Source organism: Paenibacillus sp. FSL E2-0151 (assembly GCF_037993015.1).
Classification (GTDB): domain Bacteria; phylum Bacillota; class Bacilli; order Paenibacillales; family Paenibacillaceae; genus Paenibacillus; species Paenibacillus amylolyticus.
Genome location: NZ_CP150308.1, coordinates 4,135,952 through 4,152,327 on the forward strand (window position 1 = coordinate 4,135,952; position 16,376 = coordinate 4,152,327).

The following is a 16,376-nucleotide window of genomic DNA, read 5'->3' on the forward strand; positions in this document are numbered from 1 at the left end:
TCATATTTATTCCTACTGTTCAATCAGGTCCCACAAAAAGTCTGATACGAAGTATTACATTGTGCAGGTAGTTCGGCATATTCAGCCTGTTCAGGTGAGTGTGCAAACGGATCTGAAAGAACTGCCAAAAGCTTCTCCATCACGCTAAGGTCTCCGTGATTCTCCGCTTGCTCAAGGGCTTCCTCGACCCGATGATTTCGGGGAATGACGGCTGGATTGCTTGTTCTCATCAACTGTCGAGAGACTTCCTTCTCCTCTTGCTGTCTGTCCAATCTTGCTTGCCACCGCTCATGCCATTCAGCAAATTCTGTCGTGCCAAACAAAGCTGTCCCTTCCAATGTATCAAAGGTCAATGCCAGAAACGTATTGGTGTAATCTGCACTATGCTTCTCCATAAGTTCAAGAAGCTCCTTGATCAGCGCTTCATCTTCGGCCTCTTCATCCAACAAGCCCAGTTTGGCACGCATTCCCTTGAGCCAATGATGATGGTACAATTCAGAAAATTGTGCGATAGCATCCTGAGCAAGTTGCACGGCCTGTTCTTCATCTTCATGCAACAACGGCAGAAGCGTCTCGGCAAAACGAGCCAAATTCCACCCGGCAATATACGGTTGATTACCATAAGCATAGCGACCTTGCCTGTCAATGGAGCTGAATACGGTCGAAGGATTGTAAGCATCCATAAAGGCACACGGACCATAATCGATGGTCTCACCACTGATCGCCATGTTATCCGTGTTCATCACGCCATGAATGAAACCAACACGCTGCCACTGGGCAACGAGTGCCGCCTGCCGCTTAATCACTTCTTGAAGGAACAAAAGATAGCGATTTTCGGCTTGGGCAACCTTAGGGAAATGTCGATTCAACGTGTAATCAGCCAACGCCCGAAGATCGTCGATAGACCCCCATCTGGCTGCATACTGGAAGGTTGCTACCCGGATATGACTGGAAGCCACACGCGTTAAAATGGCACCTGGCCGCTCTGTTTCGCGGATAATGTTTTCTCCTGTTGATACCACAGCCAGACTGCGTGTCGTTGGGATCCCCAGTGCATACATCGCTTCACTAATAATATACTCTCGCAACATGGGCCCTACAGCAGCACGTCCATCTCCTCCACGAGAGTACGGTGTTCTCCCTGAACCTTTCAGCTGGATATCCACTCGCTCGCCCTGTGGCGTAATCTGTTCACCCAACAGCAAAGCTCGTCCATCTCCAAGCATGTTAAAATTGCCGAATTGATGCCCTGCGTAGGCTTGAGCTAAAGGCTCGGCCCCTTCCGGAATCAGGTTACCTGCAAAAATTTCCGCTCCTTCCTCACTGTCAAGAGACTCCACATCCAGACCCAAGCTGGATGCAAGCAGTCTATTGAAAATAATCAGCTTTGGTGATTCAACAGGCACTGCGCCCTGACTTGTAAAAAAGGGTTGCGGCAACTGCGCATAACTATTCTCCAAGTTCCACCCTTTGTTCAACGTTTCTTGTTGCATGGTGATCACAACTCCTTTTCTGCACCAGGGATATCCCTTGGTTATATTGTAGCCTTGTGAACCAATGCTCATTTATGTAGTCGCATGGAAATTCAATTCAAGAGGTTGTTGACTTAAACGAACATCTAAAATGTTCTTGATGAAACTTTAGCATATTTGCATGTCTTTTGCATTCCTCATGAATCGTAAGCACCAAAAAATCCAAGAGGTTTCTTTGCCAAGTGGAATCATTGTCTTACATTCCACTTCCCAGAAAACCATCTTGGATCTATTCCACTTACTACCAGATGACACGTCTGTTATTACAAGGATTACGTATGTGCTTCTTGAGCCTGTACAGGCTGTATTGGCAATTTCTCTTTTTTCAAAGCAAGGTTAAAGAAGACATTAAGCAGGATGGCTGACAGGCTTCCCGTAATAATACCATCGCTAACAATAATCCGAATACTTTGAGGAAGCTGGGCAAACAGATCGGGTACAGCAGTAACACCGAGCCCAAGTGAAACGGAGCAAGCCACGATCAATAGATTCGATTGTTTGCCAAAGTCGACGTTTTGCAGCATTTTGATCCCGGATGAGACGACCATTCCAAACAGGACAACAGTCGCTCCTCCGAGGACAGCACTTGGAATAATGGTTGCAAAAGCAGCTACTTTGGGAATAAGTCCGAGAAAGACCAGTATACCTCCGGCTGCAACAACAACATTGGTCGTTTTCACTTTGGAGAGCTGAACCAAACCAACATTCTGAGCAAATGTATTATATGGAAAAGCATTAAAGATGCCGCCAAGGACAAACGCAAGACCTTCTGCGCGATATCCCCGTGCCAGATCGTTTTCGTTGATCGGTTGATCACAGATTTTGCTCAAAGCCATAAATACACCTGTTGATTCGATGATAACCACCGTACCTACAATAATCATTGTAATAATGGGGCCGATTTCGAAGGTAGGCCATCCAAAGTAAAAGGGTTGAGGTAAATGGAACCAGGAGGCTTCCTGTACAGAGGCAAAATTCACTTTTCCCATGATGGCTGCGATGAGGGTTCCCACAATAATACCAAGGAGAACAGCCAGGGATTTTACAAAACCGCGAGCATATCGATTCAGGATTAGAATGAACAGTAATACACCAAATGAAAGCGCCAAATTGTCCAAACTTCCGAAATTCTCGCTGTTTGCTCCACCCGCCATGTTTTTAATGCCGGTTGGGATTAGCGCAAGACCGATAATGGTTACCACTGTACCGATCACAACTGGCGGAAACAATTTGACGATTTTGCTAAAAAATACGGCAAAGATGACGATAAATAACCCGGCTGCGATGATCGACCCATATATGGCAGGAATTCCGTATTGCGATCCAATCGCAATCATGGGTGTCACCGCTACAAAAGAACTTCCGAGCACCGCTGGCAAACCTATACCCAGATACTTCCCTTTCCGAGCCTGAAGCCATGTTGCAATCCCACACGTTAACAGGTCAATGGATACCAGATACGCCAACTGCTCTGCAGTCAGATTTAGTGCTCTGCCCACAAGCAAAGGCACCAGAATTGCTCCCGCATACATCGCGAGTACGTGCTGAATTCCCAGTGAAAAAACTCTCATCTTTTTGGTTTCTTTCATCCCACGTTGCCCCCCTGAAATTAGAATCAACCAAACCGCTGCAAAATCATGTTATGTTGATTCACATTATATAAACTATTCAGGGAAGTTCCATGATTCATAACATAGAATTGTGATAAGAGATAAAGAGCCCAACTAAAATTGGGCGTGTTATACAAAAGGTACTCTCAAACCGTTTGTATCGTGTTATATTAGTTGACGCAGAAAAACGAAAGTACTCTTTACACTCAGAAGCAATGAAACATGAACGTGAGAGGTAACTTCAGTGATTCATGTAAATTCATGTTAATGCATAATGTCAGAACATCATTTCTTTCATATTCTCAGCTTGTCGTGTTAAGAGGTTTGATGTTAAAACGTTGCTCCATTACCTCTCCGTTCTGGTGAACCCTCTCCGTAAAAAACACTTCTTCTCTGTTCATCAGAACAACGGATGAAGCTCTGGTCCCATAGTCGAATTTCTCACTTCTAACAAAGATGGGAGAAAGCAAACGTTCCCACTCCAATGGAACACCTGTATGGGGCAAAAGCTCATCCACTGAAGGGTCTGCCATTTGCAGCAAACCTAATATTTCTTCTGTCAGGGTAGCTTCGTCCTCCCCTTGGATGATTTTCTCCAGCCCTTCTTTTCCACGCTTCACCTTGGGCCAATCCGTATTAATCAAGTGATTACTAATCCCGTATATTCCCGGTTTCAACTTCATCACAACATTACCTACATTAGAATAATAATAGAGGTCGTCAAGATCACCCACTAACAAATTGTAGCCAGGATAATCATTTCGGCTTTGCTCCGCATGTTGCATATACTGCTCAGGTGTGGACGTTCCCTTTAAAAAATCAGCAACCAGATCTCCTCTTGAGCCCTTGGCATGTACATCTTCATTCGGATCACGATAATTCGTGGTAGCAGCCAGACGCCCCTCTGTGGTTACGCCCATCCAGGTTCCCATTTTCGACAAATCCCGGCCAGCCAATATATGAGGATGATCTTCCCAATAGTGTGCTTGAGCCGTAGGTCTGTGATAGAATTCATCCCTATTTGATCCCAATATAAGCGGATACTTTGGATCCATGTTGTAAGCAAATAAAATTAAACACATGGGAATCTTCAACTCCTATATTCGTTAAACCTCTGATTTCGCGCCTTTATATAGCATAATCAACTACAATTACATCTTCCACCCAACCATCGAGGGAAGCTACAAATGCCTGATGAGCAGGATGTGGACCATAGGCGCGCAATGCCTCCTGATCTTCAAACGTCACTCTCAATCCAATCGTGTAACCTTGGATACGATCCGTTTCTTCCGTTGCATTGATCCCTGCGGTCAGCCCGACAATCCCCGGGATTTGTTCCTGTAACGTGAGCAATTGATCCACCCATTCCTGCTGTTTAGCTAGTGTGGTTTTATCGTTAAATTTAAAAACAACCAAATGTTCAAACATCTTGTTATTCCTCCCATATCCATCCGAATATTAATGCAATTTCGTTAAATGAAGTCAATTCAACAATTCCAATCCACCCATCATATAAGGGACCACTCTGTTGGCTAATTCAGCCGGAGATTCCTGCCCGCCTTCAATATTCCATCGATACGTCATTCCATAGATCGACCAACTTAGTGTGGTTGCCGTAATTTTCAGCGTTTTGGGATCTACATCACCCGCTACTTTGCTCAATAATTCAAGAAGGAATTGCTCCAGTTGAGTCTTGATGTTCTCTTCAATAATTGGTGCAACTGTCTCATATTTTTTGATGCAACCATTACTTGAGACGTGATAATCACATAATGAAAATATAAGCTGCTGTATGGTTTCGGCTGATAACCGGGCATCCGGGTCCACTCTTTTCGTCACGTATTCCATAAAAGCATCCGCTAAAAAGGCTTCAAGCAGTGCATATTTATCCTGAAAATGGGCGTAGAATGTAGCCCTGTTAATTGTGGCTTGTTCCGTAATGTTTTGAATCGTAATGCTGTTGAAATTTTTAATATTCAATTGGTTTAAAAACGCATCAAGAATTAATTGACGCGTGCGGATTACACGCGAATCATTCGAGTTTGGAGACAATACACCAGACATGTCCCAATCCTCCTTTGTACACAAAATATTTGGTTAGACTCCTTCATTATAGATAAGTGTTAATTGTTCAACAAGTGAAAGTAAGTGCAAAGACACCATACAATAATCCGTGTCTTTCGCTTAAGCAACAAAATGCTTCGATTGTTGGTTGAGCATGCCTATACACCTTGTTAAGATTGCACTTGTACCCGCTTGAAGGTGCATAATAATGGAGGTGCTTAGTTTGAGTAATCAACAACATAACGTTATTTCTACGGAGCTTCTGTTCCAACCATACACTGTTCAAAAGTTAACCCTATCCTCGCGCATCGTCATGTCCCCCATGGCTCGTGCCTTCTCCCCGGATGGTGTGCCAGGTCCCGATGTAGCTGCATATTATCGCCGACGTGCCGAGCATGGTGTTGGACTCATTATTACAGAGGGTGCAACTATTGAGCATCCGTCTGCATCAAGTGAGCCTAGGCTCCCTCATATGTATGGAGAAGCAGCTCTTCACGGCTGGGCTGAAGTAGTCAAACAAGTCCATGAAGCTGGCGGCAAGATTTTCCCGCAAATTCTGCACTTGGGTATTACCCGCCCTTCTGGATCTCAACCTCACCCAGAAGCTGAATCTCTTAGTCCATCGGGAGTTGATATGGAAGGTACTCAAGTAGGTGCGCCCATGACGGAGGCAGAGATCGCAACTGTGATTCAAGCTTATGCAGATGCAGCAGCCAATGCACAAAGAATTGGTTTTGACGGAATTGAGCTTCACGGTGCACACGGTTTTCTGATCGATCAATTTTTCTGGAAAACAACGAATAGGAGAACAGACCGCTATGGCGGTGACCTACAGAAACGAACTCAATTCGCGGTTGAAGTTGTAATGGCAGTTCGTGCTGCGGTAGGTCCTGATTTCCCTATCGCGATGCGGATTTCCCAATGGAAGATGAATGATTATCAAGCCAGACTGTTCGACACCCCCGAACAACTGGAACAATTCCTTCATTTGCTGGTTGACGCAGGTGTAGATATCTTCCACTGCTCGACACGACGCTTCTGGGAGCCCGAGTTTGAAGGATCTGAGCTTGGATTTGCAGGTTGGGTGCGAAAGCTAAGTGGTCAAACCACCATTACCGTCGGTTCTGTGGGTATGCCAGATGAGCCTGAAGCAGGAGCAGATAAAGCAACACATCCAGGTATGAGCGAGCTTATGAAGCGTTTCGATCAACAGGAATTTGATCTGGTAGCTGTGGGACGTGCACTCCTTGGTGATCCAGCATGGGCTGCCAAAGTACGCGAAGGACGCCTATCCGAGATACAGGCTTTTACACCTGAAGCACTGGCTACGTTACACTAAGAACAATACCTTATTGTTCCAGAGATTTTTTCTCCACTATATATAGGTTTGAACTCATGAATCAACTATACTTAGCAAAGGGCTCGCTTTCCCTCCGGGATTGCGGGTATTTTGTTTTTAGAGATATCTGTCCGACCAAACACTTCGAGCAATAGCAATATCGTTCAAGAAAATTCCTTCTTTGCAACCTATAATGACGTTAACATACCAGAAAGAAGGTGCATCATGACTCGGGAAGTCCGGACTGTCGTATTTGATACCGATCTGCAGCTAGAAGCTTATCAATTTGAAGGCATTATGCAGAAGTTTCCCAATCATTTTCATGACTATTACGTCATAGGATTCATTGAGCAAGGCAAGCGACACCTCGTCTGCAACAACGAAGAATACATGCTGAATAGCGGAGATATGATTGTCTTTAATCCACATGATCCTCATGCCTGCGAACAGGTCGATGGCAGAACCCTCGATTATCGCTGTATCAATGTCCAGCCTGAGGTTATGCGAGAGTATGCGAGAGAGATTACTGGACAAGCTTACTTGCCACGGTTTACATCCCCCGTTCTCTACCAAAGTGAACTTGTGGGTTCCCTGCACGAGCTGCATCAGATGATTCTGGAAGAGCAATCCGATTTTTGCAAAGAAGAATTGTTACTCTTACTACTGGATCAATTGCTGCGAGATTATTCGGATGCTGAACCACCTGTTTCCACACAGGATGTTACCTTGGAGATCAGATGCATATGTGATTACATAGAAGCTCATTACATGGAGAGCATCTCGCTGAACGAGTTAGCCGACTTGACGGAGATGAGTAAATACCACCTGCTGCGTTTATTCACGCGCCAGAAAGGGATATCACCTTACCGTTATCTGGAGACGATTCGCATTAATCAAGCCAGGCGTCTGCTGGAACAAGGTCTGCTGCCGATTGAAGTAGCTGCACAGACAGGATTCAGTGACCAGAGCCATTTCACGAATTTTTTCAAAAAACTGATTGGCCTGACACCCAAGCAATATAGACGTATCTTCAATCATGATTCGGAGTTGAAACGAACCACCACTAACATCGTATGACAAGTCATCTTGGTCATCAAAACACTAAAGCCTCTACCGGACATTTACTCGCTTTGTTTACTATACTAATCTGGGGCACTACGTTTGTCTCGACGAAGGTTCTGTTGATTGACTTTACTCCAGTGGAAATTTTATTTTTCCGTTTCCTGATCGGTTATTTGATACTGTTATTGATCTATCCACGTTCACTGCGGATCGCCTCATTCAGAGAAGAATGGTTATTTATTGGAGCAGGACTATGTGGGGTGACGTTATATTTTCTTATTGAAAATATTGCTCTGGTGTACACAACAGCTTCCAACGTGGGTGTTATTGTCTCCATTGCCCCGTTCTTCACTGCCGTGCTCGCACACTTCTTCTTAGATGGCGAGAAGTTAACTCGCCGCTTCATTATTGGATTCGGGATTGCCTTGAGCGGCATAATACTCATCGCACTGAACGGCAGCTTCATTCTGCAACTGAATCCGATAGGTGATCTGCTTGCTTTCATAGCACCTGCAGTATGGGCGATCTACTCTGTGTTAATGCGGAAAATTGGCGAGCTTCGTTATCACACCATTGGCGCGACTCGCAAAGTATTCTTCTATGGCCTGATTTTCATGCTACCAGCTCTATTCCTGTTTGAATTCCATTGGGAACTCGGACGCTTCACGAACATGACCAATCTCTCCAATATTCTCTACCTCGGTCTGGGTGCCTCCGCGTTGTGTTTCGTGACCTGGAACCGGGCCGTGAATCTTCTCGGAGCTATCCAAACGAGCGTATATATCTATCTGGTGCCCGTCATTACTGTTGTGTCATCTGCACTGATTCTTCAAGAGCAGATAACCTGGGTAATTGTACTCGGTGCGTTCTTAACCCTATTTGGCTCTTACATTTCAGAACGAACAGGACACAAGCTTAACAACAAAAACACTAATCCGCATAGGGGTTAGTGTTTGCTTCATTTTTCACTGATATAACTGGACATCATGTGTGATTACCGTTGACATGCAGCAGAAGTCATTCATTTTATCTCATTCAATTGAGACATCAGAATCTCCAGTTCCTCTTGCTGCAGATGACGCCATTGCCCCCGCTCCAGTTGATCCAGCGTAATATTCATAATTCGCACGCGCTCCAGCTTCAGGACCCGATACCCCAAGGCTTTGCACATTCTGCGGATCTGCAGGTTGAGACCCTGTGTCAGAATAATACGAAATACATTGTCACTTTTCCTATACACTTCGCAGGGCTTGGTCACCACGTCCAGAATTTCAACGCCATCCGACATGGACTTTACGAATTCGTCAATTATGGGTTTGTCTACAGTCACTACATATTCTTTATCATGATTATGCTCCGAACGCATCATCTTGTTCACAATGCCTCCGTCATTCGTAAGCAAAATCAACCCCTCAGATGCCTTATCCAGCCTGCCTATCGCAAATATGCGAGAAGGATAATTCATATATTGAATGATGTTCCCCTTTACATGTTCTGCTGCTGTGCAGACAATACCCATGGGTTTGTTCAAAGCAATGTAGACAGGTTCGCTGTCATTACGAGGAATCTGATTTCCATCAATGAGTACCACATCGTGAGGTTCAACATCCGTCCCTTTTTCACATACCTTGCCATTAATCGTTATGCGTCCGGCCGCAATTAAACGGTTCGTTTCCCTGCGGGAGCAGAATCCCGTTTCACTTATGTATTTGTTAATTAACATGTGTCACCGCTTCTCATCTATAGTATTGCCACTGGTGCTTAGAGTGCTGGTACGTTCATTCGCTTCTTGCAATGAGTTAGTACCTTGTACTGATTTTCATTCCACATCATCTCATTTATACTGAAACGAAGCAATGATTGGTTATATAAAAACACATACAACGTTACATAGGAAAGCCAAATTACACTCTGGAAGGAGTTTCTCATGTACAAAGTTACTCGATTTACAGTTGACCCCGATGATCCAAACCAAGACTCTGGCATGTGGATTGGTGGAAAAACTGCATACGTTTCCGACTGGCCACTCAACCCTGAGGGGCAGCCTTTATTACATCTGTTCTCCATCAATTGCAATACACTTTCACAGCAGGTCCATATCCCTTCTTTACCACAAGATAAATATATCTCGGTCTTCTCGACCTACTCCGCTTCCGAATACTTTCTGGATCAGGTAACCTATACGGGAGATGAGCTGGAATGGAACGAGAATATTGTTGCCGGATGCACTTATGTCTCGGTATCTTCGCATCCACTCACTTCCGTATGTCCCGTTCCACCCATTCCGTTAAGCGGCGTACATTTGATTGAAATGGAGTTAGACGATCATGAGTTCCCTGCATTTTCATTTTTCTCTCCCACTGTACCAAACGGTGTGAAAGGAATTGACCATTTGCTAGAAGAACATCAACTGGTTTGTCAAATATATTCCGGAGATTTTCCTGAGCCTTATCGGGATATATTGGGTCTTCCCGATGCAAACGGTTATTTATTTTTGCGAAGTGGTCCCGCGTCTGCGCACGCACCATTCGATGGAATTTTCTTTGTGCAAACTGCTTAATGGCGATACGTTGAGGTCAGGTATCATCATATAAAACGGCTAATCAGAACGTTTCCCGTCTACTCAGACAGGGAACGTTTTTTATATATGCACGTTTTACTATCCTCGATCAATACAGATGGAAAACCCTGTTAAAAGGTCATATGAATTAAATCATATCTACCCTTTCGACACGAAATCGTTTTAGAAAAAATTTAGTACAAGAAATATTTCTCTTCATCAAAATTTAACATTATTTTACAACAAAAAGCATGTACATTTGGACAATTATGGTATAAGTTATATATGAAATAAACATAAATTACATAATATAAAATTTATATCCAACTAGGAGGCGGGCTTTTGAAAAGAATATTCGCTCTAAGCTGCGGTTTTTATCTGTTAATCGGCATAACCAGCGTTGTGCTCGGTGCACTTCTTCCTGTTTTATTGTCACATTATGAGCGCGGTTACAGTGATGGCGGATTTTTGTTATTTCTGCAGTTTCTTGGATTTCTTGTCGGTGTCATCGCAGCTCCTGCCCTGACAGCCCGTATCGGAAGAAAAGCGATGCTGACCCTAGCTCTGATCTGTATTGTAGCCGCCTATATAGTACTCGGTTTTCTGCCATCCTGGTCTGTAGTTCTTCTTCTCACAATTATCGTAGGTTTCGGTTCAGGTATCATCGAACCCTCTGTAGGTGCATTCACGATCGAATTCACTGAGAATCAAAAGGCGGTCGCCATGTCCAAGCTGGATGTCTTCTTTGCTCTTGGAGCACTTCTCATCCCGGCTGTCGCTGCTTTATTCATCTGGATGGATCTGTGGCATCTTACTTTTTATACGGTGGCCGTGTTGTCACTGGTTCTTATGCTGCTGTGGATCACTATGCCCCGGCCAGCCGCACTGTATCTGGAACAGGCGGGCGAAAATACAGTGGCACATGCAGCAGGTAAAGTCCAATATTCGAGAAAACATCTGGGTCTGCTGACAATCTTCGTTATCTTCTTTTTCATCTACATGGGATTGGAATTGGGATTGATGAACTTCCTGCCCTCCATTCTCGTAGAACGATTGCACCTTCAGGAATCTGTCGCATCGTTGAGTGTCTCCATCCTATGGATTGCGATGATCATCGGTCGTCTTTTCTCCGGGAAAATAGCGGAAGCCGTCAACTATATGCCTTTCCTGATCTGGAGTACGGTTGGCACGCTTTTGTTTACGGTCGCCATGGTATTTGTAACTGGACAGTGGACAACGTATATACTCATTTTCGGAACCGGTCTGTTCATGTCGGGGCTGTTCTGTATCGCACTGGTCTACGCAAATGTTCTGATTCCCGGTATGACCGAGCGGACAACCAGTATCCTAATCGCTTCGGGTGGTATTGGAGGTGCCATCTTGCAGTATTTGACTGGATGGAGTATGAGTACATGGCCTGTCGTGAATACAATCTGGATTTTGGCCGGATTCTGTCTGATCTTGCTGCTCACATTGATGGTCTCTCATCTATGGACTGTAAAAAATAATGCAGTACGTACTGCTCTCGCACAACATAGCAAGGAAATGTAAACATCGTTTCTTAAGGGAGGTGATGCCCGCATCATCCGGATTGTTGAGCTTCGTTCGAGCTAGTACACCATTATATTGGAGGAAATCGTATGCAAACTTTAACCAACAACCGCTTCATAGCCGGAAAAGGGATTAAGTTGATTGACGATTCAGGTGTTGAATACCTGGATGGCGTGTCGGGCACGTTCAATCTGTCACTAGGCTATAATCACCCACATGTTGTCAGCAAAATTCAGGAACAAGTCGGCAATCTGACGCATATGTCTTCCTCCTTCACCGAACCGTACGTAAATGAAGTACTTGATCACTTAATCGAATATGCTCCAAACGACATTAATGCCGGATGGATGCGGGATATCACTGGTTCAACTGCCAACGAATGTGCAACCAAAATTGCACAGAAGTATACCGAATCAACAGACATCATCAGCCTGTATCTATCCCATCATGGGCAGACCCAATTTGCCACCGGGATTTCGGGGAATGCCTTTAGGCGGAAACGCTTCCCCAATTCGGCTGTGGCTAATGCTGTCCATGTACCTGCCCCATACTGTTATCGCTGCCCATTCAAATCCTCAAATGGAGACTGCGACTATCAATGTGTTGAAGCTATATCTGATGCGATAGAATATGCAAGTTCCGGCTCAGTCGCCTGCATGATTATCGAACCCATTCTCGGGAATGGCGGCAATATCATCCCTCCCGCCGGATATTTCAAACGTCTGCGTAAACTGTGTGATGAGTACAATATTATTCTTATTGCCGACGAAGTACAGACAGGCATCGGTCGTACCGGAACCATGTTCGCTAGCGAACTGTTTGATATCCAGCCTGATATGATTACCCTTGCAAAAGGTCTTGGTGGGATCGGCGTACCTGTTGCTGCGGTACTAATGCAATCCCGGCTGAACGTGCTCGAAAAGCACGAACATTCCTTCACCTCAGGAAGCAATCTGATCTCCGTAACTGCTGCCAAATCCACCTTGGAAGTGGTATCCGAACCCGGGTTTCTGGATGCGGTGAAACGCAAAGGTGAAATTTTGGGTGAGTTGCTGCATGAATTGGCTATGAAATACCCAAGTATCGGTGAAGCTCGTGGTGTTGGGTTAATGTGGGGGTTGGAGATTGTAGGTGACGGTAATGAACCGGATACACTCAAAACCAATGCCATTGTTGACCGTGCTTTTACAGATGAGCATCTAATCTTGAGAAGTTCAAGATATGGATTTGGCAACGTTGTTAAGGTCCGGCCTTCCCTTACCACAACCGAAGACGAACTGGTTGAGATTGTAGAGCGGCTGGATTCAGTGCTCGCCAGCGTTAATTAAAACATTTCAATGCAACTGTTCGAAGTGGTCGTTTCGGTTACGAATCGTTCTTATGATCGCTGTTATCCACGGATTTTCTTGATTTCCCTTTCCCAAGGGAAAAATCCATTGATAGCATATGCTTCCGAAGCAGCTTTCTTTCAGAAAGCTTTGAGGCGAACGCTTCGCTTCTCCAGAATCGATTTCGTCCCCTTCACTACTTTCGTATCTTGTCAGAAACTGTTTTCAGATGAATCGCTATATTTATATTTTTTATAATTATAAGGAGGTTATATCATGCTTGCATTGGTATACAAATCGGCTTGGGATGTGGCGCTTGAGGAACGGCCTGTCCCGGAAATTACAAGAGATAATCAGGTGTTGGTTCGTATTCGGGCGACAGGTGTATGTGGTACCGATCTCGGTATTGTCAGCGGCAAATATCATGCAGTTCCTTCTGTCATTCTCGGTCATGAGTCTGCCGGGGAAGTCATTGATGTTGGCTCTGCGGTAACGACATTACAACCGGGCGACCGTGTTGTGATCGATCCTACCTACTATTGCGGACAGTGTGACCTGTGCAGAACAGGCAGACAAAATCATTGCACACACAAGTCTGTTACCGAGACAGGTGTGAGTGCTGACGGAACATTTACAGATTATTATGTGACCGAGGATCGTTTTTTGTACAAATTGAAGGATCATGTGAGCTATGAAGAAGCAACTTTGACGGAACCACTCAGCTGTATGCTGACCGGGATTAATCAGATTCATTTACTGCCGAATTTCAGAACAATCATCCTAGGTGCAGGCCCGATTGGCATCCTGTACAGCTACGCGCTCGCTTCCAAAGGAGTTACCGGCTGTCTGGTCGATATCTCCGAAGAACGCTTAGCCATTGCCGGTTCCATTGCACCTGATCGCTGGGAAGTTCATTCATCCTTCGAAAATGCCATAGAATCACTGTCACCCGCAACCCATCAGGTCGATATGATTGTGGATACAACGGGCGTTGTGGGCACACAAGTGCTATCCCAGCTCGCCAGCGGCGGTTACCTGATGCTGGTTGGTCTGAGAGATGGAAACACATCATTCAATCCCAAGGAAGTTGTGGACCGCAGTCTGAAAATTATTGGTTCCATCGATTCTCTGGGGACATTCGCTACCGCACATTATATGATTGAACAAGGGATTATTCCGGCAAAAAAAATCATCACCCACTCCTTCCCGTTGGAGGATTACGAAGAGGCATTCCGCACACTTGGCTGCGATATTCAGGGACGCACACTTCAAGCCTCTTCACATGCCATTAAAGTTGTGCTGCAATCCAGCAGTTCCAGTTTCTGAAGTGGAACGTTAACCATGAATGGATTACATTAGAGATATATGTATACACAATCCTGGAGGAGGAATACAACATGGCAGCGAACAAAGAATCTAACGGACTGGGAGCCCCCAATGATGACATCATTCAAGCGGTCATTTTTGACATGGATGGTGTACTGATTGACAGCGAACCGATTTATTTCGAGATTGAGCGTAGCTCTTTTACCCATTTTGGAGCAAGGGTGACTGATGAAGAACATCATAACTATGTAGGAGTTACGCTGGAATCCATGTGGCAACAAGTATTGGACAAACATCAGCTGACAGCTACGCTGGAAGAAATATTTGCTTATCATCAGCATAATGTGATGCAAACGATGCTCGCCCATCCCAATTTGACGGCAATGCCTTCCGTGGAACGCTGGTTACGCTGGCTACATGAGCAACACGTACCCATAGCCGTAGCTTCTTCCTCTCCACGTGCACTGATTGATTTGATCATGGACAAAACCGGACTTGGACAATACTTTGAGATTCGAATGACAGGTGAGGAAGTTACGAACGGCAAGCCGGCACCAGATATTTTCCTGACCACCGCTGAGATGATTGGTGCATCCCCTTCAAATTGTCTGGTGATCGAGGACTCTCGCAATGGTGTTCAGGCCGCCAAAAGTGCAGGCATGCGTTGCATCGGATATCGTAATCCGGGATCAGGCAATCAGGACTTGTCCAAAGCCGATCTTCAGATTTCCAGTTACGATGAGTTATGGACATTGAAGAATACACTGCCCTTTGAAGGCAGATTGCCAAGCTTGTCAAAGTTTCGCTGAGAAGATTGTAATAAAAAGATCATAATTTCGGAATGTATTTAGAAAAAAAACAACCCAAACGGCTTCAATTCATTCGAATTGGAGCTGTTTGGGTTTTGCTTGCTGCAATGGGTGTTACATAAGAACACATGCTGTAATTTCAACTAAACCGAAAGATCGAGACTTCTACCCAGATTGGGATGAGGAGCAGGCATTGACTTCAACATTTCCGCCATCTGCTGGCCTTGCTGCTGTGCCATGTCTTTTGTAATCGACATCACTTGCAAGCTTGCCGACTGCACTACTGAAGCTTGGCTCATCGCCATTGATAATGCTGCAATATCCATGTTCTGCACTCCTTTCGCTTTCTGATTACATAGATGTACTTATTATATATCGGTCAGAAGGGAGGAATTGTTAAAAGGTCGATCAAAATGTATACGGAATCCATTCCATTCATTCATACCCTCCCTCAGCTTCAGGCAATTCTTTATAGGCTTCTTTCGTTTCAACGATCTGTTGAATGAACTTCCGCAGTTTCAACAGCTGATCTGCCTCGCTTGTGACATCACAATGTTGATCCGACCACGTAAGAGACTTCATTTCTCCATCTATAGTAATTTTCCAGTTATCTTCATTATAAGGTATTTTCGAACAGTTTGAACCGGTAAAGACGACATCCTCCATCCCCATCACGTTCATCTCATACATCTTTTTATAGATGCTGCGCATCTCTTCTGTGGTTAAGGTAATATCTGCCGTGGCCGTTCCTTTATTAATGAGGTCCTTAACAACCTGATCCTCATAACTGTTTATTTCATTTTTGGTCACTTCACCATATCCAAAACGAACCATGAAATTAAAATCCCCAGGCATTTCTTGGGGCATAGAATTAGCGATAGGAGGCTGATTTGTTTTCCAACTGCAACCGCTGGTGATACACAATATTATGATGAAAATTATACATAATCGTTTCATCTCCACACCCCTTAAGTATGTTCTCCATACCTCCTAGACGGGAATAACCTCATTTTGTTGTTTAGCCGGGGGCTTATCCAAACAAACAGAGCAATAAAAAGGGGCGTCCCATAAGTCATGAGCATGACTGAGGACACCCCTTATTAAGGTTATTTTATTCTAATGAACCTGGCACACGCTATTCGCTCTGATTTGCACAGGTCTGTGGTGTAACGAATCACAGAGACGTTATTTCGTC

General features: G+C 44.7%; 16 protein-coding genes. 8 read left to right on the plus strand and 8 right to left on the minus strand.

Translation table 11 applies throughout. The annotated features are described in order from the left end of the window. Nucleotides 1–23 precede the first annotated feature (23 nt). From MHI55_RS18700 to MHI55_RS18720, 5 genes are all read right to left on the minus strand, one after another. Nucleotides 24–1,493 (minus strand): YdiU family protein, encoded by a 1,470-nt coding sequence (locus MHI55_RS18700; protein ID WP_076250145.1) that lies wholly within the window; start codon nucleotides 1,491–1,493, stop codon nucleotides 24–26. 311 nt (nucleotides 1,494–1,804) lie between these two features. Further along, complete coding sequence (locus MHI55_RS18705) at nucleotides 1,805–3,121, minus strand: nucleobase:cation symporter-2 family protein (RefSeq protein ID WP_076250143.1); 1,317 nt, start codon at nucleotides 3,119–3,121, stop codon at nucleotides 1,805–1,807. 323 nt (nucleotides 3,122–3,444) lie between these two features. Then, the gene (locus MHI55_RS18710; protein ID WP_076250141.1) at nucleotides 3,445–4,224 is read right to left on the minus strand and encodes an NRDE family protein; all 780 of its coding nucleotides are present in this window, start codon (nucleotides 4,222–4,224) and stop codon (nucleotides 3,445–3,447) included. A 46-nt stretch (nucleotides 4,225–4,270) separates the two neighbouring features. Continuing rightward, the gene (locus MHI55_RS18715) at nucleotides 4,271–4,570 is read right to left on the minus strand and encodes a Dabb family protein (RefSeq protein WP_076250139.1); all 300 of its coding nucleotides are present in this window, start codon (nucleotides 4,568–4,570) and stop codon (nucleotides 4,271–4,273) included. 54 nt (nucleotides 4,571–4,624) lie between these two features. Continuing rightward, on the minus strand, nucleotides 4,625–5,206 hold the full coding sequence (locus MHI55_RS18720) for a TetR/AcrR family transcriptional regulator (RefSeq protein ID WP_076250137.1): 582 nt from the start codon (nucleotides 5,204–5,206) through the stop codon (nucleotides 4,625–4,627). Between the two features lie 223 nt (nucleotides 5,207–5,429). On the opposite strand from MHI55_RS18720, the gene MHI55_RS18725 reads away from it, so the two are divergent. From MHI55_RS18725 to MHI55_RS18735, 3 genes are all read left to right on the plus strand, one after another. Beyond that, complete coding sequence (locus MHI55_RS18725) at nucleotides 5,430–6,545, plus strand: NADH:flavin oxidoreductase (protein WP_339186869.1); 1,116 nt, start codon at nucleotides 5,430–5,432, stop codon at nucleotides 6,543–6,545. Between the two features lie 225 nt (nucleotides 6,546–6,770). Continuing rightward, nucleotides 6,771–7,622, plus strand: coding sequence for an AraC family transcriptional regulator (locus tag MHI55_RS18730; protein WP_339186868.1), 852 nt, complete (start codon nucleotides 6,771–6,773; stop codon nucleotides 7,620–7,622). Then, complete coding sequence (locus tag MHI55_RS18735) at nucleotides 7,619–8,557, plus strand: DMT family transporter (protein ID WP_339186867.1); 939 nt, start codon at nucleotides 7,619–7,621, stop codon at nucleotides 8,555–8,557. The genes MHI55_RS18730 and MHI55_RS18735 overlap by 4 nt, the downstream gene beginning before the upstream one ends. Before the next feature lie 71 nt (nucleotides 8,558–8,628). Here the strand turns inward: MHI55_RS18735 and MHI55_RS18740 are convergent, their stop codons facing one another. Then, complete coding sequence (locus tag MHI55_RS18740) at nucleotides 8,629–9,330, minus strand: pseudouridine synthase (RefSeq protein ID WP_339194118.1); 702 nt, start codon at nucleotides 9,328–9,330, stop codon at nucleotides 8,629–8,631. A 204-nt stretch (nucleotides 9,331–9,534) separates the two neighbouring features. Here MHI55_RS18740 and MHI55_RS18745 point away from each other — a divergent pair, with 204 nt between their 5' ends. The 5 genes from MHI55_RS18745 (at nucleotide 9,535) to MHI55_RS18765 (ending at nucleotide 15,181) form a co-directional block, all read left to right on the plus strand. Beyond that, complete coding sequence (locus MHI55_RS18745; RefSeq protein ID WP_339194120.1) at nucleotides 9,535–10,167, plus strand: DUF1963 domain-containing protein; 633 nt, start codon at nucleotides 9,535–9,537, stop codon at nucleotides 10,165–10,167. Nucleotides 10,168–10,509: 342 nt separating this feature from the next. Then, a complete protein-coding gene (locus MHI55_RS18750; RefSeq protein ID WP_340386579.1) occupies nucleotides 10,510–11,718 on the plus strand; it encodes an MFS transporter in 1,209 nt (402 codons plus the stop codon). An 89-nt stretch (nucleotides 11,719–11,807) separates the two neighbouring features. After that, entirely contained in the window at nucleotides 11,808–13,046 is a 1,239-nt protein-coding gene (locus MHI55_RS18755; protein ID WP_339186863.1) for an aspartate aminotransferase family protein, read from the plus strand. A gap of 276 nt (nucleotides 13,047–13,322) precedes the next feature. Beyond that, nucleotides 13,323–14,372 carry an alcohol dehydrogenase catalytic domain-containing protein gene (locus MHI55_RS18760; protein WP_340386580.1) on the plus strand — a complete coding sequence of 350 codons (1,050 nt, stop codon included), beginning with the start codon at nucleotides 13,323–13,325 and terminating at the stop codon, nucleotides 14,370–14,372. A 71-nt stretch (nucleotides 14,373–14,443) separates the two neighbouring features. After that, nucleotides 14,444–15,181 carry an HAD family phosphatase gene (locus tag MHI55_RS18765; RefSeq protein WP_076328496.1) on the plus strand — a complete coding sequence of 246 codons (738 nt, stop codon included), beginning with the start codon at nucleotides 14,444–14,446 and terminating at the stop codon, nucleotides 15,179–15,181. A 143-nt stretch (nucleotides 15,182–15,324) separates the two neighbouring features. Here MHI55_RS18765 and MHI55_RS18770 read toward each other — a convergent pair whose 3' ends face one another. Further along, nucleotides 15,325–15,507 (minus strand): YjfB family protein, encoded by a 183-nt coding sequence (locus tag MHI55_RS18770; protein WP_036613510.1) that lies wholly within the window; start codon nucleotides 15,505–15,507, stop codon nucleotides 15,325–15,327. Between the two features lie 109 nt (nucleotides 15,508–15,616). Then, nucleotides 15,617–16,015 (minus strand): hypothetical protein, encoded by a 399-nt coding sequence (locus MHI55_RS18775; RefSeq protein ID WP_339186861.1) that lies wholly within the window; start codon nucleotides 16,013–16,015, stop codon nucleotides 15,617–15,619. Nucleotides 16,016–16,376: the final 361 nt, after the last annotated feature.